The following is a 22,721-nucleotide window of genomic DNA, read 5'->3' on the forward strand; positions in this document are numbered from 1 at the left end:
CGGGGGAAGAGGCGGACGGCGTCAGTCCAGGGGAGCGACGACGCAGATCTCGAAGGTCCCGCGTCCGCGCCGCAGGAGGTAGCGGCACCTCTCGTCGGCGATCTCGGCGGCGAGCTCGTCCCGGTACGACCAGCGGACCTCGATCCACAGCAGGGCCCAGCCGACCTCCTCGACGGCCACGAGCTCGGGCAGCGCCGCGACGGCCTCGCGTGCCCGCGGGGCGGCCGGGCGCTGCCTCCACAGGCCGAGCACGTCCTCGGGGGACGTGAGGACGGTCGAGCCCTCCTGGTCGACGAGGAGGGCGGGCAGGTCGTAGCGGTCGGTGACCGCCTCGAGGTCCTCCGCGCCGAGGACCAGGCCCAGGTCCGCGAGGAAGGAGGCGAGCGCCTCGCCGTCGTACGAGCCCGTCGGATCCGCCATCCGATCACGGTAGCCCCGTGGCATGATCGGCGCCCATGAGCCGCCGTCACGCGCGAGCCCTGGCGCCCGCCGTCGTCGCCCTGCTGGCCGTGGGCCTGTCCGTGAGCGGGTGCGCCGACCCGGCCGGGGATTCCGGGCCGTCGTCGTCCGGCGTCTCGGACGCCCCCGCGACCGGCGAGCAGGTCGCCGAGGCGGCCGAGCTCTGGGGTGCCGCCCCGCAGTACGTGCTGACGACGACGGCCGTCGGGTTCGAGGCGGTGCCGTCCGCCGCCGGGGTCTTCGGCGCCGACGGCTTCTCCGTCCAGTTCGGCGGCCGGGCCGGGCACACGTTCATGTTCTCGGCCGTCGAGGGAGCGATGATCGCGGACGACTGCGCGACCGTCGCGGTCATGGACGTCGGCGGGGGCGAGGTCGGCGGGCCCGTGACGTGCGTCGAGGAGGACGGGGCGCTCCGCAGGACGGCCGGGGACGCGGAGGAGTACGCCGTCGTGCGCGACGGCGTACTCGTGCGGGTCTCCGGGAGCTCCGCCGACCACGAGGCGCTGCGCGAGGCGGCCGGGAACGTCCACGTGCCGACGGGCGGCGAGCTCGCCGCGCTCGTCGAGGGCACGCCCGTGGATCCCGGCGCCGTGGATCCCGGCACCGTGGAGCGCGGCGACCTGCCGCCCGGCGACGGCGCTCCGGACAACTCCGTCGACGCGGGCGGCTGACGGGCGCCGTCACCAGGCCTGGGCGAAGACATCGGCGAACAGCACGTCCGGGTCCGCGTCGAGGCCGCGGGACGCGAACCACGTGCACACGTTCCGGCAGTCGCGGTGCAGCAGTTCCGCGCCGAACGGGTTCGCCACGAGGTCCACGACCTGGGGCAGGTCGATGATCACGAGGCGGCCGCCGTCTTCCGGCGTGCCGTCCTCGCCGGTGCCGTCGACCAGGATGTTGTACGGCGACAGGTCGCCGTGCGCCCACCCGAGCCGTGCGATGACGCCCATCCCGTGCCGCAGCTGCTCGAACCAGTCGGCGAGGAGCGACGGGTCGGGGCGGGTGCGGGCGAGGCGCGGTGCGGCCTCGACCGTGCCGTCCGCCGACTCCCGGCCGACGAACTCGAGCAGCAGCTCGGTGCCGTCGATCTGCACGGGGTAGGGCACGGGGGCGCCGGCGTCCCACAGGCGGGACAGGGCGAGGAACTCGGCGTCCGCCCACTGGGTCGCGGCGACGGCCTTGCCCCACGAGGACTTGCGGTCCTCGATGGCGCGCTGGTCGCGGGTGCGGCGCACGCGCCGCCCGTCGGTGTACTCGCCGTCCCGGTGGAACTGGCGGTGGTCGCGACCGCGGTACCGCTTGGCGGCCAGCAAGCTGCGACGGGTCGGGTCGTCGGGCACAGCGCGCTCGACGAGGAAGACGTCCGCCTCCTTGCCGGTCTTGAGCACGCCGAGCTCGGTGTCGAGCGCGGCGTCGGCGGTGACGACCCAGTCGGGACGGGGCTCGGGGCCGCGTTGGCCCTTGGTGACGGCGGTCCAGGTGGACCACCGCTGGTCGGGGCCGGGCTCCACGGGGAGCTCGACGCCGAGGTCTGCCTCGAAGGAACCGGGGGATGAGGCGGGGGAGAAGGGGAAGGTCGAGGGGGTGTGCTGGTGCACGCGAGACTCCTGCTCAGGTCGAGGAGCTCGGGCGCGGCCCCTCAGGATCGGGTGGTGTCCGCCCGCCGGAGAGCCTCCGGGAGGGCGCGCGAGACGACGTCGTCCATCGGTCTGCCCTCCTTCACGTGCGGGCCCGCGCCGATCGCGTGCCGCCTGCGGGGAGCATGGCAGGGGCCGCCCGCGGCGGTCCACGTCTTTTTCGTCCGTAGGGTGCGGGGATGGGGTTCGTACCGGTCGTGGCGGGTGTCCCGGGCGTCGAGGACGTCCTGGTCCGCACCGCCCGGCGGCTGCGCACCACGACCACCCTGGTGCTCGCTCCCGGGGGCGGCGCCGTCGACGACGGTCGCGCGGCGCTCCTGGTCGACCCGGCGTGGGAGGCCGACGAGCTCGTGGCGGTCGCCGACGAGACGAGCGCCCGGGGCGGCCGGCTCGTCGCCGGGTACTCGACGCACGCCCACCACGACCACCTCCTGTGGCACCCGCGTCTCGGCCTCGAGGTGCCGCGCTGGGCGACGGGGCCAGCGGCGCTGGTCGCTCGGCGGGAGCGTCCACGGCTGCTGACGGAGGCGCGCGCCGACGCCGGGAGGTACGGGGGAGCCGGGCACCCGGCCGAGGTGCTCGACCTCCTGGGGCGCGTCGCGCCCGTCCCGGCGGGCGAGCGTGGCGTCCCCGACCCGGACGGCGTCCTGCCGCCCACCGAGCTCGTGGTCCACGACGGCCATGCCCCCGGGCACGGCGCGCTCTGGTTGCCCCGCAGCCGCGTGCTGGTGGCGGGGGACGTGCTGAGCGACGTCGAGCTCCCGCTGCCGCTCGACGAGATCGCGGGCGGCGGCACTGTGGCGAGCTCGGTGGCGGGCTCGGTGGCGGGCACGGAGGTGAGCAGGGAGGCGAGCACAGAGGGCAGCGCGGTGCGCGACGTCGAGCGCTACCTCGCCGGGCTGGACCGGCTCGCGCCGTACGCGGCCCGGTGCGCCGTCGTCGTACCGGGGCACGGGACGCCGACGGCGGACGCGGTGGCCCGCCTCGACGCCGACCGCCGCTACCTCGACGCGGTGCTGGCGGGGCGCGCCGTCGACGACCCGCGGCTGGCGCTGCCGGGGGCCGCGGAGGAGGACCGCAGGCTGCGTGCCGCGCTGGCGCGCTGACGCGGGCGTGCCGGTCAGCCGCCGAAGGTGCCGGCCCAGGCGGCCGTGACCTGCTCCCAGACCGGCTGGGTGTCGAAACCCATCTGTCCCAGGACGGCCCAGGCCACGCCGGCGACCGCGTAGAGGCTGACCGGCGTCATGACGAGCCACTCCCGCCACGACCCGGCGTCGCCGAGGATCGGCAGCGAGAGGTTGCCGCCGTCGCGCCACACGTCGTCGAAGGGCAGCACCCGGTAGCGCCGGACCCAGTAGGGGGAGCGGAACTTCAGCGGCCACAGGAGGGGGACGCCCGCGGTGGTGACGAGGTCTCCGAGCACGTGCACCGTGCAGCCGAGGGCGACGGCGAGCGGCATCCAGTTCCACTCCTCGGGGGCGAAGACGGCCACGCACGCGGCGAGGAGCAGCGACAGCGTCCAGGTCCACCAGCGCTTGCCGCCGGTGACCTTCCAGGCGCGCAGCGCGAACGCGATGAGCAGGACGGCCATGACGCCGGGGCCGACCAGGACCTCGCCGAACGTCTCCGTGCTGATCGAGACCATGCCCATCACCCACGCGATCGCGGTGAAGACGGCGATGCCGAGGATGGAGTGGGTGCCGTTGCGGTGCCCGCCGGACACGGTCGCGACGAGCTTGGTGACGCCCTCGGAGACAGGGGGGAGCGAGTGCGCGATGGTGCCGCTGTGGTGATCGGCGTCGGGCAGCAGCGCGGCGCCCGCGCAGACCAGCGCGCCGGTCATCACCCCGACCTCGGAGACCGGGTGCCAGCCGAACGCGAACGGCGCCGTCGACGTGACGGCGACCCAGGCGGCCGCTCCCGACGCGGCGTGGTGCCCACCCATCATGACCTGCGGCGCTCCCGTCCACGGCTGCCGGTTCGCCGCCGTCGTCCCGTTCCTCACCCTTGACCGGTTGGTCCGGGCCGGGCAGGACGCTACACGTCGGCACCGACGCGCGAGCCTGTGACCAGGGACGGGCGTCGCGGTTTGCGAGAGGCCGCCCTCGCCGTGCTATGTTTTTCCCCGCACCGAGACGGCGCTGAGGCGCTGTCGAGGTCCACTCGTCCGGGTGGCGGAATGGCAGACGCGCTAGCTTGAGGTGCTAGTGCCCTTTATCGGGCGTGGGGGTTCAAGTCCCCCTCCGGACACTCGTTGAGACAGCGACGAACCAGCCCCCGGGGTCCACAACCCGGGGGCTTTTTCGTGCCCGGGCACGCGCTCATCTCACCGTCCCGACCCGTGTGGTCCCGACCCGTGTGGTCCCGACCCGTGTGGCGTAGGCCGCGAGAGCCGCACGGGTCTTGGTCTCCTGGGGCGCACCGAGGTCGACGCCCTGGCTCGCGAGGAACACCTTCGTCTCCGCCGCAGCCTGGAACGCCGCGGCCGGCGCCGCCTTGGCCGACAGCTCGAGGATGCGGTCGCCGTCGGGCAGGAACCACAGCTCGGCGGTCATGGGCCGGGGCAGCCCCGCGGGCGCGAACCGGGCCTTGAGCAGGGTGACGGGGCCCAGCACGAGCAGGTCGTCGAACCCGACGCCGGCCGGGAGGCGCGGCTCGAGCAGCGAGAGCTGCGTCCGGTCGAGCAGGCCGGGCAGGCGACCGACGTCGTCCAGCAGGGCGCGGACGTCGTCGTCGGGGAGCCGGCGCGTGGACGAGCACGAGCAGGTGAACCCGGCCGGCGACGCGTCCACCTCGACCTTGAAGCCGTCGGCCCGCCGCGCGCGGCCGGGGACGTCCGCCGGCAGCATCGGCCGCACCTTCGCGGTGACGTCGCCGGCCTTGCGCTGCGTGCGCCGGGCGCGGACGACGAGCCCGGCGGCGGACAGGTCGAGCGCGGGCGTGTCGAGGAACGCGACCTGGCGGATCGTCGCGTCGAGCGCGTCGATCCCGAGCCGATCCAGCACGCGGCGATGGTCCGCACCGGGCACGGTCAGCTTCAGCTCGACCGCGTCGACGTCGGGCAGGACGGCGAGGACGGCTGCGAGCGTCTCGGCGTCGTACGCGGGCACCGGCGCGGACGTCGGCGCCGACGGCGCGGACGGGTCGAGGATGCTGTGAGGCTGCGGGGACGTCCCGGTCATGGTGGGCTCCTCCTGTCGCCGGGCGACGTGCGTCCATGGTCCGGCGACGGCGGCGCTCGCGCACCGGGCCACCGGTCGGGCGGGAGAAATTCACCCGGGCGTGCGGCACGCGTCGTCCTCCCACGACGGGCGGGCGCCGTGCGGCAGACTGGACGGACGATCGGCGAGAGGAGCGCACGGGTGGCGAAGCGCACGAGCGAGAACGTCCCGGCCTGGCTGCGGACGTCGGCCGGCTGGTCGTGGCGGCTCATCGCCCTGACCGCGGCGGTCGCGCTCGTGTTCTGGGCGACGGTGCAGGTGCAGCTCGTCTTCGTGGCGGTCTTCCTCGGGCTGGTGTTCGCGTCGGTGCTCAACCCCGTCGCGGACTTCTACGCCAAGGTCATGCCGCGCCCGCTGGCCACCGCGCTCGCGATCCTCAGCGCGTTCCTCGTGCTCGGCGGCCTCCTCACGTACGTCGTCGCCTCCGTGGCCGGGCAGTGGGAGAACCTCGCCGGCCAGTTCGACACCGGCGTGCAGCAGATCCTCCAGTACGTGGAGAGCGGGCCGTTCGGGCTGTCCGTGACCGGCGACCAGATCAACGAGTGGATCGACCAGGGCCGGCAGTGGGTCGCCGACAACGCCGACTCGCTGGTCAGCCAGGCGGCGCAGAGCGCGGGCTCGGTCTTCGAGGGCTTCGCCATCTTCGCCCTGTCGATCTTCTGCACGGTCTTCTTCGTCGCGTCGGGCGGCAAGATGTGGCGCTGGTTCCTGGGCCAGATCCCGGAGGAGCACCGCACCCGGTGGCAGGCCGCCGCGGGGGCCGGCTGGTACAGCTTCTCCGGCTACGCGCGCGGCACCGTGATCATCGCCTTCGTCGACGGCGTCCTGGCGTTCATCCTGCTGACGATTCTCGGGGTGCCGCTCGCGGCCCCCCTGGCCGTGCTGGTCTTCATCGGTGCGTTCATCCCGCTGATCGGCGCGCCGCTGGCGATGATCATCGCGGCCGTCGTCGCGCTCGCGGCCAACGGGTTCGTCACGGCGCTCATCGTCACGATCGGCATCGCGCTCATCGGGCAGCTCGAGGGGCACGTGCTGCAGCCGCTCATCATGGGCAAGCAGGTGGCGCTGCACCCGCTGGTCATCGGCCTCGGGGTCACCGCCGGCACCGTGCTGGCCGGGATCCTCGGCGCGATCATCGCGGTTCCGCTCATGGCGGTCGCGTGGACCGTGTTCTCGACGCTGCGGGGCGACCGGCCGCACCCCGAGCTCGACGAGCCGCCCGGGCCGGGCGACAGGCCGCTCGCCGTGGCCCCGATCCTCGCGTCGCCGGACGCCGCCGCGGCAGGCGGGGCCACCGAGGGATCCGAGGAGACCCCGGACAAATAGCGATGAAGCCGTCGGGCCCGGCGTGCCACGATGCCCCGATGGAGCCGTTCGTCCTCGCTACCGACCGCGTCCGCCTGTCCGTCCCGACCTCCGCCGACGTCGACCGCATCGCCGACATCTGCGCGGATCCCGCGATCGCGCGGTGGACCACGGTGCCGTCGCCGTACACGCGCGACGACGCGGTCGGGTTCGTCGACAGGTTCGTCGCCGACGGCTGGGCCGAGGAGAAGGACTTCACCTGGGCGGTCCGCGCGCCAGGTGCTTCCGACACCCCCGTGCTGGCGATGGTCGGGATCTCGCGGGAGGGCGCGCCGGGCGTGCAGCCCGCGGGCGAGCTGGGCTTCTGGTGCGCCCCGGACGCCAGGGGCCGGGGGCTGATCACCGATGCGGCGCGGCTCGTGGTCGACTGGGCCGTCGACCCGGAGGGCCTCGGCCTCGGTGTCGTGCGCTGGCGCGCGAACGTGGGCAACTGGGCGTCGCGTCGTGTCGCCTGGAAGCTCGGCTTCCGCTACGAGGGGCTGCTCCGTCGTTTCGGCGCGCAGCGGGGCGTGCTGCAGGATTCCTGGGTGGCGTCGTACGTCCCGGGCGACCCGCGCGAGCCGAACGAGCCGTGGCCCGCGGAGGCCTCGTCGGCCGCCTGACCGGTCGGCTTTGGGCGCGCTCGTCCCCGGACCGTATGCTCCCTGCGCGCAAGGGCGCGGATCGAGGCACGCACGGCGCGCGCCGGGAGCATGGAGGCTGGCGATGGGGCTGGAACGACGGGTCGCGGTGATCGGGGCGGGGCCGTCGGGCCTGGCCGCCGCACGGGCGCTGGACCGCGCCGGGCTCGCCTTCGACGGGTACGAGGCCCACACGGACGTCGGCGGGCTGTGGGACATCGACAACCCGCGCTCGACCGTCTATGAGTCCGCGCACCTCATCTCCTCGCGCACCACGACGCAGTTCGACGAGCTGCCGATGGACTCCGCGGCCGACTACCCGAGCCACCGCGAGCTGCTGCGCTACTTCCGCGCCTACGCGGACGAGTTCGGGCTGCGGGAGCGCTTCCGCTTCGGCACGCGCGTGACCGCGGTGGTGCCGGCCGACGGCGACGACACCGGCCGCAGCGGCTGGGTGGTGCGGTCCGAGCCCGCCGGCCCGGCGCCGGACCCGACGGCCGGAGCCGTCGAGCGCACGTACTCGCACGTCGTCGTCGCGAACGGCACGCTCGCCGAGCCGAACGTGCCGACCCTCCCCGGGGAGTTCGCCGGCGAGGTGCTGCACTCGAGCGCGTACAAGAGCGCGGACGTGCTCGAGGGCCGGCGGGTCCTCGTGGTCGGGGGCGGCAACTCCGGCTGCGACATCGCCGTGGACGCCGTCCACCGCGCCGCGTCGGTCGACCTGTCGGTGCGGCGTGGCTACTGGTTCGTGCCGCGCTACCTGCTGGGCCGACCGACCGACACGCTCAACCAGGGCCGGCCGCTGCCCGCCCGGATCAAGCAGGCCGTCGACTCCCGTCTCCTGCGACTCCTCAACGGGGACCCGCGCCGCTTCGGCTTCCCCGAGCCGGACCACAGGATCTATGAGTCGCACCCCGTGGTGAACTCCCTCGTGCTGCAGCACGCCGGGCAGGGCGACCTGCGCGTGCGGGCCGACGTCGACCGGTGCGAGGGCCGGACGGTGCACTTCGCCGACGGCAGCAGCGACGACTACGACCTCGTGCTGCTCGCCACCGGCTACCGGCTCGACTACCCGTTCCTGGACCCGCGCCACCTGGCCTGGTCCGGCCCCGGCTCGGGCACGGCGCCGCGGCTGTTCTGCAACATCGTGCCGCCGTCGGGCAACGGGCTGTTCGTCGTCGGGATGCTCGAGGCGTCCGGCATCGGCTGGCAGGGCCGCGCCGAGCAGGCCGAGCTGGTGGCGCACTACCTCGCGGCCGAGGCGGCCGGCACCGGCGGCGACACCGCCGCCCGCGCGCGGGCCGTGCGCTTCCGACGGCGCCTGACCGAGCCGTGGCCGGACCTGACCGGCGGCTACCGCTACCTCGGGCTGGAGCGGATGAGCTACTACGTGAACAAGGACGCCTACCGGCGCACGGTGCGGCGCCTCGCGGCCGAGCTGGCCCCCGCGCCGTCCGGGGAGGGCACGGCGTGAACATCGACGACGTCGCCGTCCGCTTCGCGCCCGGGTCGATGGTCGTCCTCGACCTCGTGCTCGGCCTCATCATGCTCGGCATCGCGCTCGACACGTCGCCCGCGGACTTCCGGGCGCTGCGCCGCGCGCCGCGGGCGGCCGTGCTGGCGCTGGTCGCGCAGCTCGTCGCGCTCCCCGCCGTGACCTTCGGGCTCACGCTGCTGCTCGACGTGCAGGCGTCGGTCGCGCTCGGCATGATCCTCGTCGCGTGCTGCCCGCCCGGGAACGTGTCCCAGGTGCTGACGCACCGCTCGGGCGGCAACGTGGCGCTGTCGGTCTCGCTCACCGCCGTCGGGAACGCGATCTACATCGTCGCGATGCCGCTCAATCTCGCCCTGTGGGGGTCGCTGCACCCGACGGCGGGCGCGATCCTCACCGACGTGCGCCTGGACGCGGGGCAGATGCTGCTCGAGATCCTCCTGGTCATCGGGGTGCCGTTCGCCGTCGGGATGCTCGTGCGCACGCGCTGGCCCGCGCTCGCCGCGCGGGTGCACCGCCCGGTGCGCTGGGTGAGCCTCGTGGCGCTCGTCGGCTTCATCGTCGCGGCGCTCGCGGGCAACTTCGCGGTCTTCGTCGCCTCCATCGGCGTGGTCCTGCTGGCCGTGTTCCTGCACGACGCCGCCGCCCTGGGCCTGGGGTACCTCGCCGGGAGGGCGGGCCGCCTCGGGGCGCGGGAGGTCAAGGCGGTCACGTTCGAGGTCGGCATCCGCAACGCGGGCCTCGGGCTCGGCCTCGTGTTCACGTTCTTCGGCGGGCTGGGCGGCATGGCCGTCGTCGCCGGCTGGTGGGGCGTCTGGGACATCGTGGCCGGGCTGGCGCTGGCGACCGTCTGGGCGCGCCGGACACGGGCCCGCGCGGCCCGCACGGAGGTGGCGGCATGAGGCGCGTCCTGGTCACCGGCGGCGCCGGGTTCCTCGGGTCGCACGCGGTGGCGGCCCTCGCGGCGCACGACGACGTCGCGCACGTCGTCGCCGGCGACCTGCGCGAGGCCCGGGTGCCCGACGGCGCCGCGTGGGAGCGGCTCGACGTCACGGACCCCGCCTCGGTGCGCCGGGTGATCGACGCGCACGACGTCGACACGGTGGTGCACCTCGCGGCCATCGTGAACCCGGGAACCCTCGACGCCGCGACCGAGCGGGCCGTCGACGTCGACGGCACCCGGCACGTCCTCGACGCCTGCGTGGCGGCCGGGGTCCACCGGGTGGTGATCTCGTCCTCGGGAGCGGCCTACGGCTACCACGCGGACAACCGGGTGCCGCTGACCGAGGCCGACCCGGTGCGCGGCAACGAGGAGTTCACGTACTCGCGCCACAAGCGCGAGGTCGAGGAGATGCTCGCGCGGTACCGCGCCGACCACCCGGGCCTGGGCCAGGTGGTGCTGCGCATCGGGACGATCCTCGGCCCCGGCGTCGACAACCAGATCACGGCCCTGTGGGAGGCGCGCCGCCTGCTGCGGGTGCGCGGTGCGGAGAGCCCGTTCGTCTTCGCGTGGGTCGACGACGTCACCGGCGCGGTGGTCGCCGGCGCGACCGGGACGACCACGGGCACGTTCAACGTGTGCGGCGACGGCGCGATGACCGTGGCCGACATCGCGGCGCGCCTCGGCCGGCCCACGCTGGACGTCCCGGCGTGGGCGCTCGCCGCCGCGCTGCGCGTCGGGCACGCCCTGCGCCTCACGGTGCACGGGCCGGAGCGCGTCGGGTTCCTCCGCTATCGGCCGGTGCTCGACAACTCCCGGCTCAAGGCCGAGCTGTACGAGCCGCGGCTGACGTCGCGCGAGGCGTTCGACACCTGGCTGCGCGGCCGGGGCACGCCGGAGCCGGAAACAGGTGGCCCCCGTGCGGAGGTCGGGTAGCATCGACGCCGTCCCCGCGGCCTCCGCCGCGCGTGAGAGGGGACGGCTCCAGGACGAGAGGCGCACCACAGCGATGACGGGCATCCGGACGACCGCCTAGCGCGTCGACCCCGAGGCTCCCCGCCGCCAGCACGCTCGAGTGCCGGCCCGAGGAGCGGCGTCGACGCACCCGCCGTCCGCCGTTCCCGCACCGCTGGAGTCCTCCGTGCCCGCTACCCATCCCTCCGTCGTCCTGCAGGACGTCACCTTCTCCTGGCCCGACGGGGCCACCCCGATCGCCGGCGTGTCCGGCGCCTTCTCCCGCGGCCGCACCGGCCTCGTCGGTCTCAACGGCGCGGGGAAGTCCACCCTGCTGCGCCTCGTCGCCGGGCGCCTGCGACCGACGTCCGGGTCGATCAACGTGTCCGGCGTCGCGGACTACCTGCCGCAGCGCCTCACCCTCGACACGGACGCCACGGTCGCGGACCTGCTCGGCGTGCGCGACGTCGTCGACGCGGTGCGCGCCATCACCGCCGGCGAGGTGCCCGAGGACCGCCTCGCTGCGCTCTTCGACGTCGTCGGCGACGGCTGGGACGTCGAGGAGCGCGCCCACGCCGAGCTCGCCGGCACGGGGCTGCCGTCCGGCGACGGCGTGCTCGACCGGCCGGTCGGCACCCTCTCGGGCGGCGAGGCGATGCTCGTCGCCGTCACCGGTGTGCGGCTGCGCGGCGCGGACGTCGCGCTCCTGGACGAGCCGACCAACAACCTCGACGGCGCCGCCCGGGAGCGGCTGCACGAGATCGTGCGCACGTGGCGCGGCGCGCTCGTCGTCGTCTCGCACGACCGGGAGCTGCTCGAGCTGGTCGACGAGACCGCCGAGCTGCGCACCGGGTCCCTCACCACCTACGGCGGCACGTACGCGCAGTACGAGGAGCACCTGGCGGCGCAGCAGGAGGCGGCGCGGGCCGCCCTGCGCGACGCCGAGCAGGTCCTGCGCCGCGAGAAGCGGGAGCGGATCAAGGCCGAGGAGCGCATCGCCCACTCCGAGCGCCGGGGCCGCAAGGACGTCGTGGAGCGCCGCTACGTCAAGGCGGCGATCAACGACCGGCGCAACTCCGCGGAGAAGTCGCAGGCAGCCCGCCGTGGCCAGGCCGCCGGGAAGGAGTCCGACGCCCGGGCCGCGGTCGAGGCCGCGGAGCTCTCCGTGCGCGCCGACGACCGCATCGTCGTCGACCTGCCCGACCCGGACGTGCCCGCGGGCCGGCGCCTCGCCGTCCTGCGCGGCACGGACGGACGCGAGGTCGTGCTCGCCGGGCCGGAGCGCGTGGCGCTGACCGGCCCCAACGGCGTCGGCAAGACGACGCTGCTGGAGCGGCTCGTCGGGGTCGCGCCCGGGGGCACCGACGTCGGCACGGGGGCGGTCGCCGACGCGCTCACCGACCGGGTCGGCTACCTGCCGCAGCGGCTCGACGTGCTCGACGACGACCAGACGGTGCTCGACGCCGTGCGGACCGGCGCGCCGGACGTCGCGCCCGGTGAGCTGCGCAACCGGCTGGCGCGGTTCCTCGTGCGCGGCGACCAGGTGGGCCGCCCGGTCGCGACGCTGTCGGGCGGCGAGCGGTTCCGCGTCACCCTCGCGCGGCTGCTGCTGGCCGACCCGCCCGCCCAGCTGCTGGTCCTCGACGAGCCCACGAACAACCTCGACATCGCCAGCACGGACCAGCTGGTGCAGGCGCTCGCCGCGTACCGGGGCGCGCTGCTGGTGGTGAGCCACGACCGGGCGTTCCTCGACCGGCTCGGACTCGACGCCGAGCTGGTGCTGGCCGCGGACGGGACGCTCGCCGAGCGGCGGTCGTAGCCGCCCGGCGAGCGTCCGTCAGCCGTCCGTCCGGCCGGTCAGGAGCAGGGGAGGGCTCCGTTGTCTGGCGCCTGGCCGGCCCCGACGAAGCCGACCGTCACGCTCTGGCCCGCGCCGACGTGCGCGGTCCACGCCACCGGGGTGACGACGCCGCCCGCCAGCTCGCCGCCCCACATGTTCGTGGAGGTGATGCCGGCGGCGTCGACCTCCCACGTCGCCAGGTCGGCGTCGCCGGCGGTGACGACGATCTGGCCCTGGTAGCCGCCGGACCACGAGCTCGTCGTGGTGTAGGCCGCGGTGCACGCGCCGTCGGTCGTCCCGCCGTCGTCGGTCGTCGTGGTGAAGGACGCCATCGGCGTGGCGTCGGAGACCGCCCCGGTGTTGTCGTTGCGGGCCCGCACCGTCACCTCGTAGGTCGAGCCGGGGTCCAGCCCGGTGAGGTCGACCATGGGTGACTCGTCGGTCGCCGCGAGGACCTCGCCCGTGGCGGCGTCGAGCACGTCGTACCCCGTCACGCAGCCGGTCCGGGAGACGCCCCACATGAGGTGCGCCCGGGTGGCCCGCACGTCGTGGGCCATGACCTCGCCGGGGACTCCCGGGGCCTCGTCCGGGCAGGCGGGCGGGTCCACGGGCCCGGTGTCGTCGCCGATGCCGGTGACCTCCCCGTCGCCGCCGTCGAACTCCACGTCCGAGCAGCTGTAGAAGTTCTCGCTGCTGTCCGAGCGCACCCAGTGCGTGAAGACGACGTGGCTCCCGGTGCGGTCGGCGGGCAGGGTGACGTCCCAGTAGTAGTAGTTGTCGCCTCCCGGGCCGCCGGTGTCCGGCGGGTCCGTCACGGAGTCGACCAGCTCGAGGTCCGCCCACCCGAGCGGCTGGGTCGGGTCGAAGCCCTCCCTCGTCACGTAGACGTCGAACCGGCCCGGGTGCTCGGCCCAGTTGTTGTGCTGGAACTCGTACGTGGCGCCCGCGGTGAGGTGCGTCGTCGGCCAGTCGGTGCGCGGCGCGTTGAACGCGGAGAAGTCGTACGGTCCTCGGTCGCCGCCGGAGCAGATGGTGCCGTCGGGGATGTACCCCTCGGTGCGGCCGGCGCCGTTCGAGTCCAGGTTGCCGAACCAGTTGTAGTAGGCGTTCGGTCCGCTCTCGGCGAGCGCGTCGGCGCACGCGGGGTTGCTCGGGTCGAGCTGTCCGTTCGGGGTCTGGGCGTCCACCCAGCACAGGTACTGCCGGGAACCGGGGAACACCTCCGCCCCGTGGGCGGCGGCGGGCTGGCCGACGACGGCGACGACGCCGACGGCGGCGAGCACGGCTGCCGCGAGGGATGCCGCGAGTCTTCGCATGATGGTCCTCCTCCTCGAGGTCCGTGGGTGCGTGGGCACGACGGTGGTCCACGGTGCGGACGGCGTCACCCCGGCTAAACGTTTCGCGCACGGGCGCCGGTACGGTGTCCGGGTGACGTCCCAGCCCCTCGCCCCGCGCCCGAGCACGCCTCCCACGACGCCCCCGTCCGCGCACCCCTCCGCCGAGCAGGAGGTGGTGGGCATCTGTCGTGACCTGCTGCGGATCGACACCTCCAACTACGGCAACGGCGAGGGGCCGGGGGAGCGACGGGCGGCGGAGCTCGTCGCCGGGCTGCTCACCGAGGTGGGGCTCGAGGTGGAGCTGTTCGAGTCGGAGCCCGGCCGCACGTCGGTCGTGACGCGGCTCGAGGGCACGGACCCGAGCCGGCCCGCGCTGGTGCTGCACGGGCACACGGACGTGGTGCCGGCCGCGGCCGACGACTGGTCCGTCGACCCGTTCGGCGGCGAGGAGATCGACGGGCTCCTGTGGGGCCGCGGCGCGGTGGACATGAAGGACATGGACGCGATGATCCTGTCCGTCGTGCGGCAGATGGTCCGCGAGGGGCGCCGCCCGGCGCGCGACGTCGTCGTCGCCTTCTTCGCCGACGAGGAGGCCGGCGGCGTGCGCGGCGCGCAGTGGGCCGTGCAACACCGGCCCGAGCTCTTCGACGGCGCCACCGAGGCGATCAGCGAGGTGGGCGGCTTCTCCGTCGAGGTCGGCGGGCGGCGCGCCTACCTGCTGCAGACGGCGGAGAAGGGCCTCGCCTGGCTCCGGCTCGTGGCCGACGGCCGGGCCGGCCACGGCTCCCAGGTCAATGCCGAGAACGCCGTGACCGAGCTCGCCGCGGCGGTCGCGCGGATCGGGCAGCACCCGTGGCCGTACACGCTGACCCCGACGGTGGAGAAGCTGCTGCGCGGGGTCTCCGACCTCACGGGCCTGCGGTTCGACGGCGAGGACCCCGCCGCCGTGGACGCGCTCGTCGCGGCGCTGGGCCCGGCCGCGAAGTTCGTGGGCGCCACGGTGCGGCACACGTCCAACCCCACGCAGCTGGACGCGGGATACAAGGCGAACGTCATCCCCGGGCGGGCCGAGGCCACCGTCGACGTGCGCCTCCTGCCCGGCCACGAGGAGGAGGGGATGGCGACGCTGCGCGAGCTCGCCGGTCCCGCCGTGCGCGTCGAGCCGATCCACCAGGACACCGCGCTCGAGGTGCCGTTCTCCGGCGACCTCGTGGACTCGATGGTCGCCTCCCTCCTCGCCGAGGACCCGGGGGCCGCGGTGCTGCCGTACACGCTCTCGGGCGGCACCGACAACAAGTCGCTGTCGCGGCTCGGCATCACCGGGTACGGCTTCGCCCCGCTGCGCCTGCCCGCCGACCTCGACTTCTCCGGGATGTTCCACGGCGTCGACGAGCGGGTGCCGGTCGACTCGCTGCGCTTCGGCACGCGCGTGCTGGACCGCCTGCTGCGCGACTGCTGAGCGCCGTCGCCGTCGGACGCCCCCGTCAACCGCCCAGCCGGGCGAGCAGGTGGCGCGTCTGCTCGACGTACCCGCCGCCGAAGAGCACGGCGTGCACGGCGAGCGGGTACAGCTGGTGCAGCGGGACCCGCTCACGCCACCCGGGGGCGAGGGGCCACGCGGCCTCGTAGCCCGCGAGGGCCGCGTCGAGGTGCGGCGCCCCGAAGAGCGCCAGCATGGCGAGGTCGGCCTCCCGGTGCCCGCCGTGGGCGGCCGGGTCGATGAGCACCGCCTCGGCGGAGCCTCCCGGGCCCTGCGACCACAGCACGTTCCCGGACCAGAGGTCGCCGTGCACGCGGGCCGGCGCCTCTCGCGCCGCGGGGCCCGCGAGGACGCCGAGCCGACCGCACACCCGCTCGACGGCGGCCGCGTCCTGCGCGGTGAGCACGCCTCGCTCCCGGCCCTGCGCGACGACTGGCCGGAGCCGGGCGTGCGCGTAGAACGCGGGCCAGTCGCCCCAGGTCCCCGCCACCAGGGGCAGGGGGTCGTCGAGCGGACCGAAGTACCCGCGCCCCGCGCCGGGCGGAAGGACGCCGAACCCGGCGGCGCCCGCTCGGTGCAGCACGGCGAGGCGACGGCCCAGGTCGCGCGCGGCGTCGGGCGTGGGGCGCGCCGGGTCGACGCGCTCCAGGTCGAGGTGCTCCGCTCCGTGCTCCAGCACCCGGGCGACCCGCGGGCCGCCCGGCACGGTGAGCCAGCGGAGCCCGGCCGCCTCGGTGGCGAAGAACCCCGGCGGCGCGTGCGCCCGCGACTTGCGGAAGGCGTCGGCCATACGTCCTGACCTGCGTCCTGGCATGCGTGCTGACGTGCCGGCCGGTCAGAAGGTGGCGCTGACCTTGATGATCTTGCGACGCAGCCACACCCGGCGCTCGCCGCCGATGTAGAGGCGGGTGCGCGCGAGCTCCCACCGGCCGTACTCGGCCTCCTCGGTGAGCATCTTGCGCGCGTCCGGGACGCTGGTGCCCCGGTCGATGGTCAGCACGCGGTACTCGTACTGTCCGTGCTTGCGCCAGGCGGACGGCGCGCCGGGGCGCGCGTCTGCCTGCGACGTCGACGGGATCGAAGCCATCCGCTGTTCCTCCCGAAGTGCTGGCGGGCGGTTTTCGTCTGCCCATTGTGCCCCGTGGGGCGCTACGGTCAGAGCATGACCGCAGACCCGCGTGCCGCGCTGGACCGCTTCGTCGCCGCGCTGGAGGCCCACTACCACGCGGTGTCGACCCGCCGGGGCGACGACGATCCTGCGGTCGACGACGCCTACGAGGTCCTGGCCGACGCGTTCGAGGTCTACGAGGACTCGCTGGCCCAGGTCTACTCCGAGGTCACGCCCTTCTTCCTCGACGACGGGGACGACGACGGGGACGACGACGAGGACGATGACGACGACGAGGGGGACGACGACCTCGACGCCGAGCTCGACACGGACCTCGAGGGTCCCGACCTGGCGGGCTCGCCCGCCGACCGCCCGGCCGACGCCCCGGGGCAGGCCTACCAGCGCTCGGGGTAGCCGATCTCCGGGGCGGAGACGTCGTCGAGCGCGGCGTGGACCTCGCCCGGCAGGTCGAGGTCGGTGGCGGCGAGCGACGCCCGCAGCTGGGCCGGCGTCCGCGCACCGACGATCGCGCTCGCGACCGTGTCGCGGGCCAGCAGCCAGGCGAGAGCGACCTCGAGCGGCGCGCGCCCGAGCCCGTCGGCCGCGGTGGCGACGGCCTCGACGACGGACGACGCGGCCGCGTCCAGGTAGGGGTCGACGAACGCGGCGAGGTGCGCCGACGCCGCGCGGGAGTCCGCCGGGATCGCCCGCCGGTACTTGCCGGTGAGCACGCCGCGCCCCAAGGGTGACCAGGCCAGCAGCCCGAGCCCGAGGGCGTCGGCGGCGGGGGCCACGTCGCGCTCCGCGCCGCGCTGCAGCAGGGAGTACTCCAGCTCGAGCGCGCTGAGCCCGGTGCCGTCCGCCTCCAGCAGGGTCGCGGCCCGGGCGGACGCCCAGCCGGGGTGGTTCGAGAGCCCGACGTAGCGGGCCCTGCCGGAGGCCACCGCGAGCCGCAGCGCCGACACCGTCTCGGCGAGCGGCGTCGCCGGGTCGGGGCAGGCGACCAGGAACAGGTCCACGTGGTCGGTGCCCAGCCGGGCGAGGGACGCGTCGAGGTCGGCGAGCAGGCCCGCCCGGGAGGCGTCGACGCGGGCGCCCGAGCGGCCCGCCCGCACGCCCCCCTTGGTGCACAGCACCACCTCGTCGCGCGAGACCTTGCCGTCCAGCAGCGAGCCGATGACGCGCTCCGCGTCCCCGTCGCCGTACGTCGCGGCGGTGTCGACGAGCGTCCCGCCCCCGTCGACGAAGTCGCGCAGCTGCTCCGCCGCGTCCAGGTCGTCGGTGTCCCGGCCCCAGGTCATCGTCCCCAGGCCGAGCTCGGACACGCGCAGGCCCGTACGGCCCACCTGACGACGCTCCATGGCGGGCCACGCTACCGGGAAACCCTGCAGGTCCGGGTAGTGTGACCGCCCGTGAATGCCTGGGAAGCGATCCTGCTCGGCCTGGTCCAGGGCCTGACCGAGTTCCTGCCGATCTCCTCGAGCGCGCACCTGCGCATCGTGGGGGAGCTGCTCGGCGGGACCGACCCCGGGGCCGCGTTCACCGCGATCACCCAGATCGGCACCGAGGCCGCCGTGCTGCTCTACTACCGCCGCACCATCCGGGACATCTGCGTCGCCTGGTGGAAGTCCCTCGTGGGCACGCACGGCAGCGACTGGCGCTCGCGGATGGGCGCCCACGACGACCAGGCCCGCATGGCCTGGTACATCGCCCTCGGCTCGATCCCGATCGGTGTGCTCGGCCTGCTCTTCCAGGACCAGATCGAGACCTACCTGCGCAACCTCTGGATCACCGTCACGACCCTGGTCGTCTTCGGCCTGCTGCTCGGCTGGGCGGACAAGATCGGCCGCCGCACCCGTCGGCTCGACGAGCTCAACCCGAAGCGCGCGATCGGGTTCGGATTCGCCCAGGCGCTCGCGCTCATCCCGGGAGTGTCGCGCTCCGGGGGCACGATCACCGCGGGGCTGCTCATGGGGTTCACCCGCAAGGCCGCCGCGGACTACTCGTTCCTGCTGGCCATCCCCGCGGTGCTGATGTCGGGCTTCTACCAGCTCGCCAAGTCCGTGGGCGAGGACCCGGCCCCCGGGTCGCCGGGCGCGGGCGCGACCCTGGTCGCCACGCTCGTCGCGTTCGTCGTCGGCTACGTCGTCATCATCGGGTTCCTCAAGCTGATCACCACGCACTCGTTCATGCCGTTCGTCTGGTACCGCCTCGGCCTCGCCGCCGTAGTCGTGGTCCTGCTCCTGACCGGCGTGCTGACCGCGAACGGCGGCATCGTCGTCTGACCAGGTGATCTGGTCTCGGCGAAGGGCCGGTAGCCTGAGCGCGTGCGTTCCTGGCCCACTCCGCAGATCCCTGAGCTCCCCGAACCGGCCGACGGCCGCCGCACCCCCGTCCGGGTGCACGACAGCAGCACCGGGCGGCTCGTGGACCCGGCCCCGGGGGGCACCGCCCGCTACTACGTCTGCGGGATCACCCCGTACGACGCGACCCACCTCGGGCACGCGAACACCTACCTGGCGTTCGACCTGCTGCACCGGGCGTGGCTCGACGCCGGCAAGGACGTGACCTTCGTCTCGAACGTCACCGACGTCGACGACCCGCTGCTGGAGCGTGCGGACGCCACCGGGGTCGACTGGCGCGATCTCGCGGCCGACCAGATCGCGCTGTTCCGCGAGGACATGACCGCACTCGGCATGGTGCCGCCCGCCACCTGGACCGGCGCCGTCGAGTCCGTGCCTGCCGTCGTGGCCGCCGTCGAGCGGCTGCTGGACGAGGGGGCCGCGTACCGGGTGCCGATCGAGCCGGGGGCAGGCGGCGACGACCCGGGCCTGGGCGACGTGTACGCCGACCTCTCCGCCGACCGCGACTTCGGGCGGGTGGCCAGGCTCGACGCGGCGACGATGGAGGCCCTGTTCGCCGAGCGTGGCGGGGACCCGCAGCGCGAGGGCAAGAAGAACGCCCTCGACCCGCTGCTGTGGCGCCGGGAGCGCCCCGGCGAGCCCGCGTGGGACGGCGCGTCCCTCGGCACCGGGCGTCCCGGCTGGCACATCGAGTGCGCCGTCATCGCCCGCGACGGGCTGGGCCTGCCGTTCGACCTGCAGGGCGGGGGAGCCGACCTGCTCTTCCCGCACCACGAGATGTCCACCTCGCACGACCGCCTGCTGGGCGGCGGCGGTGCCGGGGTGCACGTGCACGCCGGGCTCGTCGCCTACGAGGGCGAGAAGATGAGCAAGTCGCGCGGGAACCTCGTGTTCGTCTCCGCGCTGCGACGCGCGGGCGTGGACCCCATGGCGATCCGCCTCGCGCTGCTGGCGCACCACTACCGCACCGAGTGGGAGTGGACCGACGCCGACCTCGAGGCCGGCGTCGCGCGGCTCGAGCGGTGGCGCACCGCCGTCTCCGGCAACGGCGGACCCGACGCGACCGCGACGCTGGCCGCGCTGCGCGCGGCGCTCGCGGACGACCTCGACGGCCCCGCCGCGCTCGCCGCCGTGGACCGCTGGGCCGACGTGGCGCTCGCGCCCGGCCGCGACACGACCGACGACCACGAGGGCGCGCCCGGCGTCCTGGCGCGCGCGGTGAACGCGCTCCTCGGCGTCCGCCTCTGACCTCGCCGCCCTGACGCCGGGCCCGGCGTCAGGGCTTGTCGGGTCCCTTGTCGCCGCCCTTGTCGGTGCCCTTCTCGCCGCCGACGTCGCGCCGCCGCAGGTAGCGCTCGAACTCCCGCGCGATGGCCTCGCCCGTCGCCTCGGGCAGGTCGGCGGTGTCCTTCGCCTCCTCGAGCTGCTGCACGTACTCGGCGATCTCGGCGTCGTCCGACGCGAGCTCGTCGACGCCGTGCTGCCACGCCTCGGCGTCCTCGGGCAGGTCGCCGAGGGGCACCGGCGCGGCGATGAGCTCCTCGACGCGGGTGAGGATCGCGAGGGTCGCCTTGGGCGACGGGGGGTTGGCCACGTAGTGGGGCACGGCGGCCCACAGCGACACCGCCTGGAACCCGCGCCGGTCGGCCTCGTGCTGCAGCACGCCCACGATGCCGGTCGGGCCCTCGTAGGTGCTGGGCTCGACGTCGAGCACCGCCTGCAGGCCCGAGCTCTCCGTCGTCGCGGTCATGGGGATGGGCCGGGTGTGGGGCACGTCGGCCAGCAGGGCGCCCAGGGTCACGACGGTGCGGACGCCCAGCTCGGCGGCCAGGTCGAGCAGCTCGGCGCAGTACGAGCGCCACCGGAACGACGGCTCGATGCCGTGCACCAGCACCACGGTCCGGTCGGGCAGCTCGGCCACGGAGACCGTCGTGGTCGGCCAGGTGATCGAGCGCTCCCCGTCCGGGCCGGTCTCCATCACGGGCCGGTTCACCTGGAAGTCGTGGTAGTCCTCGGGGTCGAGCTCGCGCACCTGGCGGGCGTCCCACACGTGGGCGAGGTGGGTCAGGGCGGCGGTGGCGGCGCTGCCGGCGTCGTTCCATCCCTCGAACGCGGCGATCATCACGGTCTGCCGCGCGGCGTGGCGCCCGGTGGTCTCCGGCTCGGTCGTCATCCGTCCAGCGTATACAGCGCCGGCCCGGCCACGGGCAGGCCCGGGTGTCCGGTCTCACGCGTCCCGACGGGCGGACCGGCGGCGCCCGGTCCGTACGATGGACGGGTGCCCGAGACCCTCGCCCCCGCCCCGCAGACCGCCACCCCGACCCTGCCCGCGGCCGTCCTGTGGGACATGGACGGCACCCTCGTGGACACCGAGCCGTACTGGATCCGCGCCGAGCAGGAGCTGGTCGCGGAGCACGGCGGCACGTGGACGCACGAGCAGGCGCTGCAGCTCGTCGGCAACGCGCTGACCGTCTCCGCGACGATCCTGCGCGACCAGGGAGGGGTCGACCTGCCGGTCGACGCGATCGTCGACCGCCTGCTCGGTCAGGTCGTCGAGCAGGTGCGCGAGGAGGTGCCGTGGCGGCCGGGCGCGCTGGAGCTCCTCACCACGCTCGCCGAGGCGGGCGTGCCGTGCGCGCTGGTGACGATGAGCTACTCGACGCTGGCCGAGGAGGTCGTCTCGCGCGGGCCCGACGGCGCGTTCGCGACGCTCGTCACGGGCGACCAGGTGACCCGCGGCAAGCCCGACCCCGAGCCCTACCTCCTCGCCGCGGAGCGGCTCGGCGTCGACACCGCCGCCTGCGTCGCCATCGAGGACTCGCCCACCGGCATCGCCTCGGCGCGCGCCGCCGGGATCGCGACGCTGGGCGTCGAGGCCGTCGTGCCGGTGCCGCACCTCGACGGGCTCAGCCGCGCCGCGTCGCTCGAGAAGGTCGACCTGGCGACCCTCGCACGCATCGGCGCCGGTGAGGTCGTGGACCTCACGTCCTGACCGGGTCCACCCCGAGCCGCTCGCGCAGCGCGTCGGCGGGAATCACGGGCGGCGTGCCGCCGAACTCGGGGCAGAGCGACTGGTGTGCGCACCATCCGCACAGGCGGCTGCGGCGCGGCCGCCAGTCCCCGCTGTGCGCGGCGTCCTGGATCGCCGACCACAGCGCACGCACCTTGGTCTCCGTGGCCTCGAGCTCCCGCTCGGCCGGCTCCGCGCGCAGCGCCTGGCCGTCGCCGAGGTAGAGCAGCTGCAGCATGCGCGGCACCTCGCCGCGCTCGCGCCAGAGGACCAGGCCGTAGAACCGCATCTGGAACAGGGCGGCGCCCTCGAAGCCCGGCCCGGGCGCCCGGCCCGTCTTGTAGTCGACCACGCGCAGCGCGCCGCCGGGCGCGACGTCGAGCCGGTCGACGATCCCGCGCAGCACCGGCCCGTCGTCGAGCGACGTCTCGACGCGCAGCTCCCGGGACTCGGGCTCCAGCCGGTTGGGGTCCTCCAGCGTGAAGTACGTGCCGACGAGCCGCCGCGCCCGGCCGAGCCACTCCGACGGCGTGGTGCCGGCCGCGTCGCCGCCCTCGTCGAACAGCGTCGCGTACCGCGGCTCCGCCTCGACGAGGCGCTCCCACTCGACGGGCAGCAGGGCGGCCGCCGCCTCCGGCGTGCGCTCGCCGCGCGGCGCGTCGTAGAGCCGCTCGAGCACGGCGTGCACCAGCGTGCCCCGCGCGGCGGCCGACGCCGGGGGCTCGGGCAGCCGGTCGACCACGCGGAACCGGAACAGCAGGGGGCAGCGCATGAAGTCGGCGGCGCGCGACGGCGACAGCGCCGGGACCCGTGACGCCGTCGGCGACGGGTCGGGCGCGGCGGTCGTCGTCATGCGCGCCACCCTACGGGCGAGCGCCGACAGGCCGTAGGGCGG

The 22,721-nt window shown here is 75.0% G+C and carries 23 protein-coding genes and 1 tRNA gene; 14 read left to right on the forward strand and 10 right to left on the reverse strand.

All coding sequences use genetic code 11. The features are described 5' to 3' along the window. Nucleotides 1–21: 21 nt before the first annotated feature. Complete coding sequence (locus tag ACFQ8E_RS17390) at nucleotides 22–420, reverse strand: hypothetical protein (protein WP_430551822.1); 399 nt, start codon at nucleotides 418–420, stop codon at nucleotides 22–24. A 35-nt stretch (nucleotides 421–455) separates the two neighbouring features. Between ACFQ8E_RS17390 and ACFQ8E_RS17395 the strand changes: the two genes are divergently transcribed. Next, entirely contained in the window at nucleotides 456–1,130 is a 675-nt protein-coding gene (locus tag ACFQ8E_RS17395) for a hypothetical protein (RefSeq protein WP_430551823.1), read from the forward strand. A 9-nt stretch (nucleotides 1,131–1,139) separates the two neighbouring features. Here ACFQ8E_RS17395 and ACFQ8E_RS17400 read toward each other — a convergent pair whose 3' ends face one another. Further along, entirely contained in the window at nucleotides 1,140–2,057 is a 918-nt protein-coding gene (locus ACFQ8E_RS17400) for a serine protein kinase RIO (RefSeq protein ID WP_430551824.1), read from the reverse strand. A 218-nt stretch (nucleotides 2,058–2,275) separates the two neighbouring features. On the opposite strand from ACFQ8E_RS17400, the gene ACFQ8E_RS17405 reads away from it, so the two are divergent. Further along, complete coding sequence (locus ACFQ8E_RS17405) at nucleotides 2,276–3,202, forward strand: MBL fold metallo-hydrolase (RefSeq protein WP_430551825.1); 927 nt, start codon at nucleotides 2,276–2,278, stop codon at nucleotides 3,200–3,202. 14 nt (nucleotides 3,203–3,216) lie between these two features. Here ACFQ8E_RS17405 and ACFQ8E_RS17410 read toward each other — a convergent pair whose 3' ends face one another. Beyond that, nucleotides 3,217–4,101, reverse strand: a complete 885-nt coding sequence (locus ACFQ8E_RS17410; protein ID WP_430551826.1) for a metal-dependent hydrolase — start codon at nucleotides 4,099–4,101, stop codon at nucleotides 3,217–3,219. A 160-nt stretch (nucleotides 4,102–4,261) separates the two neighbouring features. On the opposite strand from ACFQ8E_RS17410, the gene ACFQ8E_RS17415 reads away from it, so the two are divergent. Continuing rightward, nucleotides 4,262–4,346: transfer RNA gene (locus tag ACFQ8E_RS17415), tRNA-Leu, on the forward strand. Between the two features lie 71 nt (nucleotides 4,347–4,417). On the opposite strand, the gene ACFQ8E_RS17420 is transcribed toward ACFQ8E_RS17415, so the two are convergent. Next, complete coding sequence (locus tag ACFQ8E_RS17420) at nucleotides 4,418–5,278, reverse strand: hypothetical protein (protein ID WP_430551827.1); 861 nt, start codon at nucleotides 5,276–5,278, stop codon at nucleotides 4,418–4,420. A gap of 180 nt (nucleotides 5,279–5,458) precedes the next feature. On the opposite strand from ACFQ8E_RS17420, the gene ACFQ8E_RS17425 reads away from it, so the two are divergent. From ACFQ8E_RS17425 to ACFQ8E_RS17450, 6 genes are all read left to right on the forward strand, one after another. Then, nucleotides 5,459–6,643, forward strand: coding sequence for an AI-2E family transporter (locus tag ACFQ8E_RS17425; RefSeq protein WP_430551828.1), 1,185 nt, complete (start codon nucleotides 5,459–5,461; stop codon nucleotides 6,641–6,643). A gap of 38 nt (nucleotides 6,644–6,681) precedes the next feature. Then, a complete protein-coding gene (locus ACFQ8E_RS17430; protein ID WP_430551829.1) occupies nucleotides 6,682–7,284 on the forward strand; it encodes a GNAT family N-acetyltransferase in 603 nt (200 codons plus the stop codon). A 103-nt stretch (nucleotides 7,285–7,387) separates the two neighbouring features. Beyond that, nucleotides 7,388–8,776 (forward strand): flavin-containing monooxygenase, encoded by a 1,389-nt coding sequence (locus tag ACFQ8E_RS17435; protein ID WP_430551830.1) that lies wholly within the window; start codon nucleotides 7,388–7,390, stop codon nucleotides 8,774–8,776. Beyond that, nucleotides 8,773–9,696: a bile acid:sodium symporter family protein gene (locus tag ACFQ8E_RS17440; RefSeq protein WP_430551831.1), complete on the forward strand. Its 924-nt coding sequence runs from the start codon at nucleotides 8,773–8,775 to the stop codon at nucleotides 9,694–9,696. The genes ACFQ8E_RS17435 and ACFQ8E_RS17440 overlap by 4 nt, the downstream gene beginning before the upstream one ends. Further along, nucleotides 9,693–10,670, forward strand: coding sequence for an NAD-dependent epimerase/dehydratase family protein (locus tag ACFQ8E_RS17445; RefSeq protein ID WP_430551832.1), 978 nt, complete (start codon nucleotides 9,693–9,695; stop codon nucleotides 10,668–10,670). The genes ACFQ8E_RS17440 and ACFQ8E_RS17445 overlap by 4 nt, the downstream gene beginning before the upstream one ends. A 205-nt stretch (nucleotides 10,671–10,875) precedes the next feature. Next, nucleotides 10,876–12,507 (forward strand): ABC-F family ATP-binding cassette domain-containing protein, encoded by a 1,632-nt coding sequence (locus ACFQ8E_RS17450; protein WP_430551833.1) that lies wholly within the window; start codon nucleotides 10,876–10,878, stop codon nucleotides 12,505–12,507. 38 nt (nucleotides 12,508–12,545) lie between these two features. Here ACFQ8E_RS17450 and ACFQ8E_RS17455 read toward each other — a convergent pair whose 3' ends face one another. Then, nucleotides 12,546–13,844 carry a lytic polysaccharide monooxygenase gene (locus tag ACFQ8E_RS17455; RefSeq protein WP_430551834.1) on the reverse strand — a complete coding sequence of 433 codons (1,299 nt, stop codon included), beginning with the start codon at nucleotides 13,842–13,844 and terminating at the stop codon, nucleotides 12,546–12,548. Between the two features lie 112 nt (nucleotides 13,845–13,956). Here ACFQ8E_RS17455 and ACFQ8E_RS17460 point away from each other — a divergent pair, with 112 nt between their 5' ends. Next, nucleotides 13,957–15,324 (forward strand): M20/M25/M40 family metallo-hydrolase, encoded by a 1,368-nt coding sequence (locus ACFQ8E_RS17460; RefSeq protein WP_430551835.1) that lies wholly within the window; start codon nucleotides 13,957–13,959, stop codon nucleotides 15,322–15,324. A 25-nt stretch (nucleotides 15,325–15,349) separates the two neighbouring features. Here ACFQ8E_RS17460 and ACFQ8E_RS17465 read toward each other — a convergent pair whose 3' ends face one another. Then, on the reverse strand, nucleotides 15,350–16,135 hold the full coding sequence (locus ACFQ8E_RS17465; protein WP_430551836.1) for a fructosamine kinase family protein: 786 nt from the start codon (nucleotides 16,133–16,135) through the stop codon (nucleotides 15,350–15,352). 45 nt (nucleotides 16,136–16,180) lie between these two features. Then, nucleotides 16,181–16,432, reverse strand: coding sequence for a DUF5703 family protein (locus ACFQ8E_RS17470; RefSeq protein WP_430551837.1), 252 nt, complete (start codon nucleotides 16,430–16,432; stop codon nucleotides 16,181–16,183). Nucleotides 16,433–16,507: 75 nt separating this feature from the next. Here ACFQ8E_RS17470 and ACFQ8E_RS17475 point away from each other — a divergent pair, with 75 nt between their 5' ends. Continuing rightward, nucleotides 16,508–16,867: a primosomal protein gene (locus ACFQ8E_RS17475; RefSeq protein ID WP_430551838.1), complete on the forward strand. Its 360-nt coding sequence runs from the start codon at nucleotides 16,508–16,510 to the stop codon at nucleotides 16,865–16,867. On the opposite strand, the gene ACFQ8E_RS17480 is transcribed toward ACFQ8E_RS17475, so the two are convergent. Then, entirely contained in the window at nucleotides 16,849–17,814 is a 966-nt protein-coding gene (locus ACFQ8E_RS17480; RefSeq protein ID WP_430551839.1) for an aldo/keto reductase, read from the reverse strand. The genes ACFQ8E_RS17475 and ACFQ8E_RS17480 overlap by 19 nt on opposite strands. Nucleotides 17,815–17,865: 51 nt before the next feature. Here ACFQ8E_RS17480 and ACFQ8E_RS17485 point away from each other — a divergent pair, with 51 nt between their 5' ends. Then, the gene (locus ACFQ8E_RS17485; RefSeq protein WP_430551840.1) at nucleotides 17,866–18,738 is read left to right on the forward strand and encodes an undecaprenyl-diphosphate phosphatase; all 873 of its coding nucleotides are present in this window, start codon (nucleotides 17,866–17,868) and stop codon (nucleotides 18,736–18,738) included. A 42-nt stretch (nucleotides 18,739–18,780) separates the two neighbouring features. Continuing rightward, a complete protein-coding gene (gene mshC, locus ACFQ8E_RS17490; RefSeq protein ID WP_430551841.1) occupies nucleotides 18,781–20,064 on the forward strand; it encodes a cysteine--1-D-myo-inosityl 2-amino-2-deoxy-alpha-D-glucopyranoside ligase in 1,284 nt (427 codons plus the stop codon). Between the two features lie 28 nt (nucleotides 20,065–20,092). On the opposite strand, the gene ACFQ8E_RS17495 is transcribed toward mshC, so the two are convergent. Then, a complete protein-coding gene (locus ACFQ8E_RS17495; RefSeq protein WP_430551842.1) occupies nucleotides 20,093–20,989 on the reverse strand; it encodes a PAC2 family protein in 897 nt (298 codons plus the stop codon). 105 nt (nucleotides 20,990–21,094) lie between these two features. Here ACFQ8E_RS17495 and ACFQ8E_RS17500 point away from each other — a divergent pair, with 105 nt between their 5' ends. Further along, a complete protein-coding gene (locus ACFQ8E_RS17500; protein WP_430551843.1) occupies nucleotides 21,095–21,808 on the forward strand; it encodes an HAD family hydrolase in 714 nt (237 codons plus the stop codon). Here the strand turns inward: ACFQ8E_RS17500 and ACFQ8E_RS17505 are convergent. Further along, a complete protein-coding gene (locus ACFQ8E_RS17505) occupies nucleotides 21,798–22,679 on the reverse strand; it encodes a RecB family exonuclease (protein ID WP_430551844.1) in 882 nt (293 codons plus the stop codon). The genes ACFQ8E_RS17500 and ACFQ8E_RS17505 overlap by 11 nt on opposite strands. Between the last annotated feature and the right edge of the window lie 42 nt (nucleotides 22,680–22,721).

Source organism: Isoptericola sp. NPDC056573 (genome assembly GCF_042793335.1).
Classification (GTDB): Bacteria; Actinomycetota; Actinomycetes; order Actinomycetales; family Cellulomonadaceae; genus Isoptericola.

Coding starts and splice junctions, on each gene's coding strand:
- ACFQ8E_RS17480 (WP_430551839.1), bottom strand. CDS start 17,814: ATGGAGCGTCGTCAGGTGGGCCGTACGGGCCTGCGCGTGTCCGAGCTC.
- ACFQ8E_RS17420 (WP_430551827.1), bottom strand. CDS start 5,278: ATGACCGGGACGTCCCCGCAGCCTCACAGCATCCTCGACCCGTCCGCG.
- ACFQ8E_RS17395 (WP_430551823.1), top strand. CDS start 456: ATGAGCCGCCGTCACGCGCGAGCCCTGGCGCCCGCCGTCGTCGCCCTG.
- ACFQ8E_RS17430 (WP_430551829.1), top strand. CDS start 6,682: ATGGAGCCGTTCGTCCTCGCTACCGACCGCGTCCGCCTGTCCGTCCCG.
- ACFQ8E_RS17465 (WP_430551836.1), bottom strand. CDS start 16,135: ATGGCCGACGCCTTCCGCAAGTCGCGGGCGCACGCGCCGCCGGGGTTC.
- ACFQ8E_RS17390 (WP_430551822.1), bottom strand. CDS start 420: ATGGCGGATCCGACGGGCTCGTACGACGGCGAGGCGCTCGCCTCCTTC.
- ACFQ8E_RS17505 (WP_430551844.1), bottom strand. CDS start 22,679: ATGACGACGACCGCCGCGCCCGACCCGTCGCCGACGGCGTCACGGGTC.
- ACFQ8E_RS17470 (WP_430551837.1), bottom strand. CDS start 16,432: ATGGCTTCGATCCCGTCGACGTCGCAGGCAGACGCGCGCCCCGGCGCG.
- ACFQ8E_RS17495 (WP_430551842.1), bottom strand. CDS start 20,989: ATGACGACCGAGCCGGAGACCACCGGGCGCCACGCCGCGCGGCAGACC.
- ACFQ8E_RS17435 (WP_430551830.1), top strand. CDS start 7,388: ATGGGGCTGGAACGACGGGTCGCGGTGATCGGGGCGGGGCCGTCGGGC.
- ACFQ8E_RS17455 (WP_430551834.1), bottom strand. CDS start 13,844: ATGCGAAGACTCGCGGCATCCCTCGCGGCAGCCGTGCTCGCCGCCGTC.
- ACFQ8E_RS17475 (WP_430551838.1), top strand. CDS start 16,508: ATGACCGCAGACCCGCGTGCCGCGCTGGACCGCTTCGTCGCCGCGCTG.
- ACFQ8E_RS17405 (WP_430551825.1), top strand. CDS start 2,276: ATGGGGTTCGTACCGGTCGTGGCGGGTGTCCCGGGCGTCGAGGACGTC.
- ACFQ8E_RS17445 (WP_430551832.1), top strand. CDS start 9,693: ATGAGGCGCGTCCTGGTCACCGGCGGCGCCGGGTTCCTCGGGTCGCAC.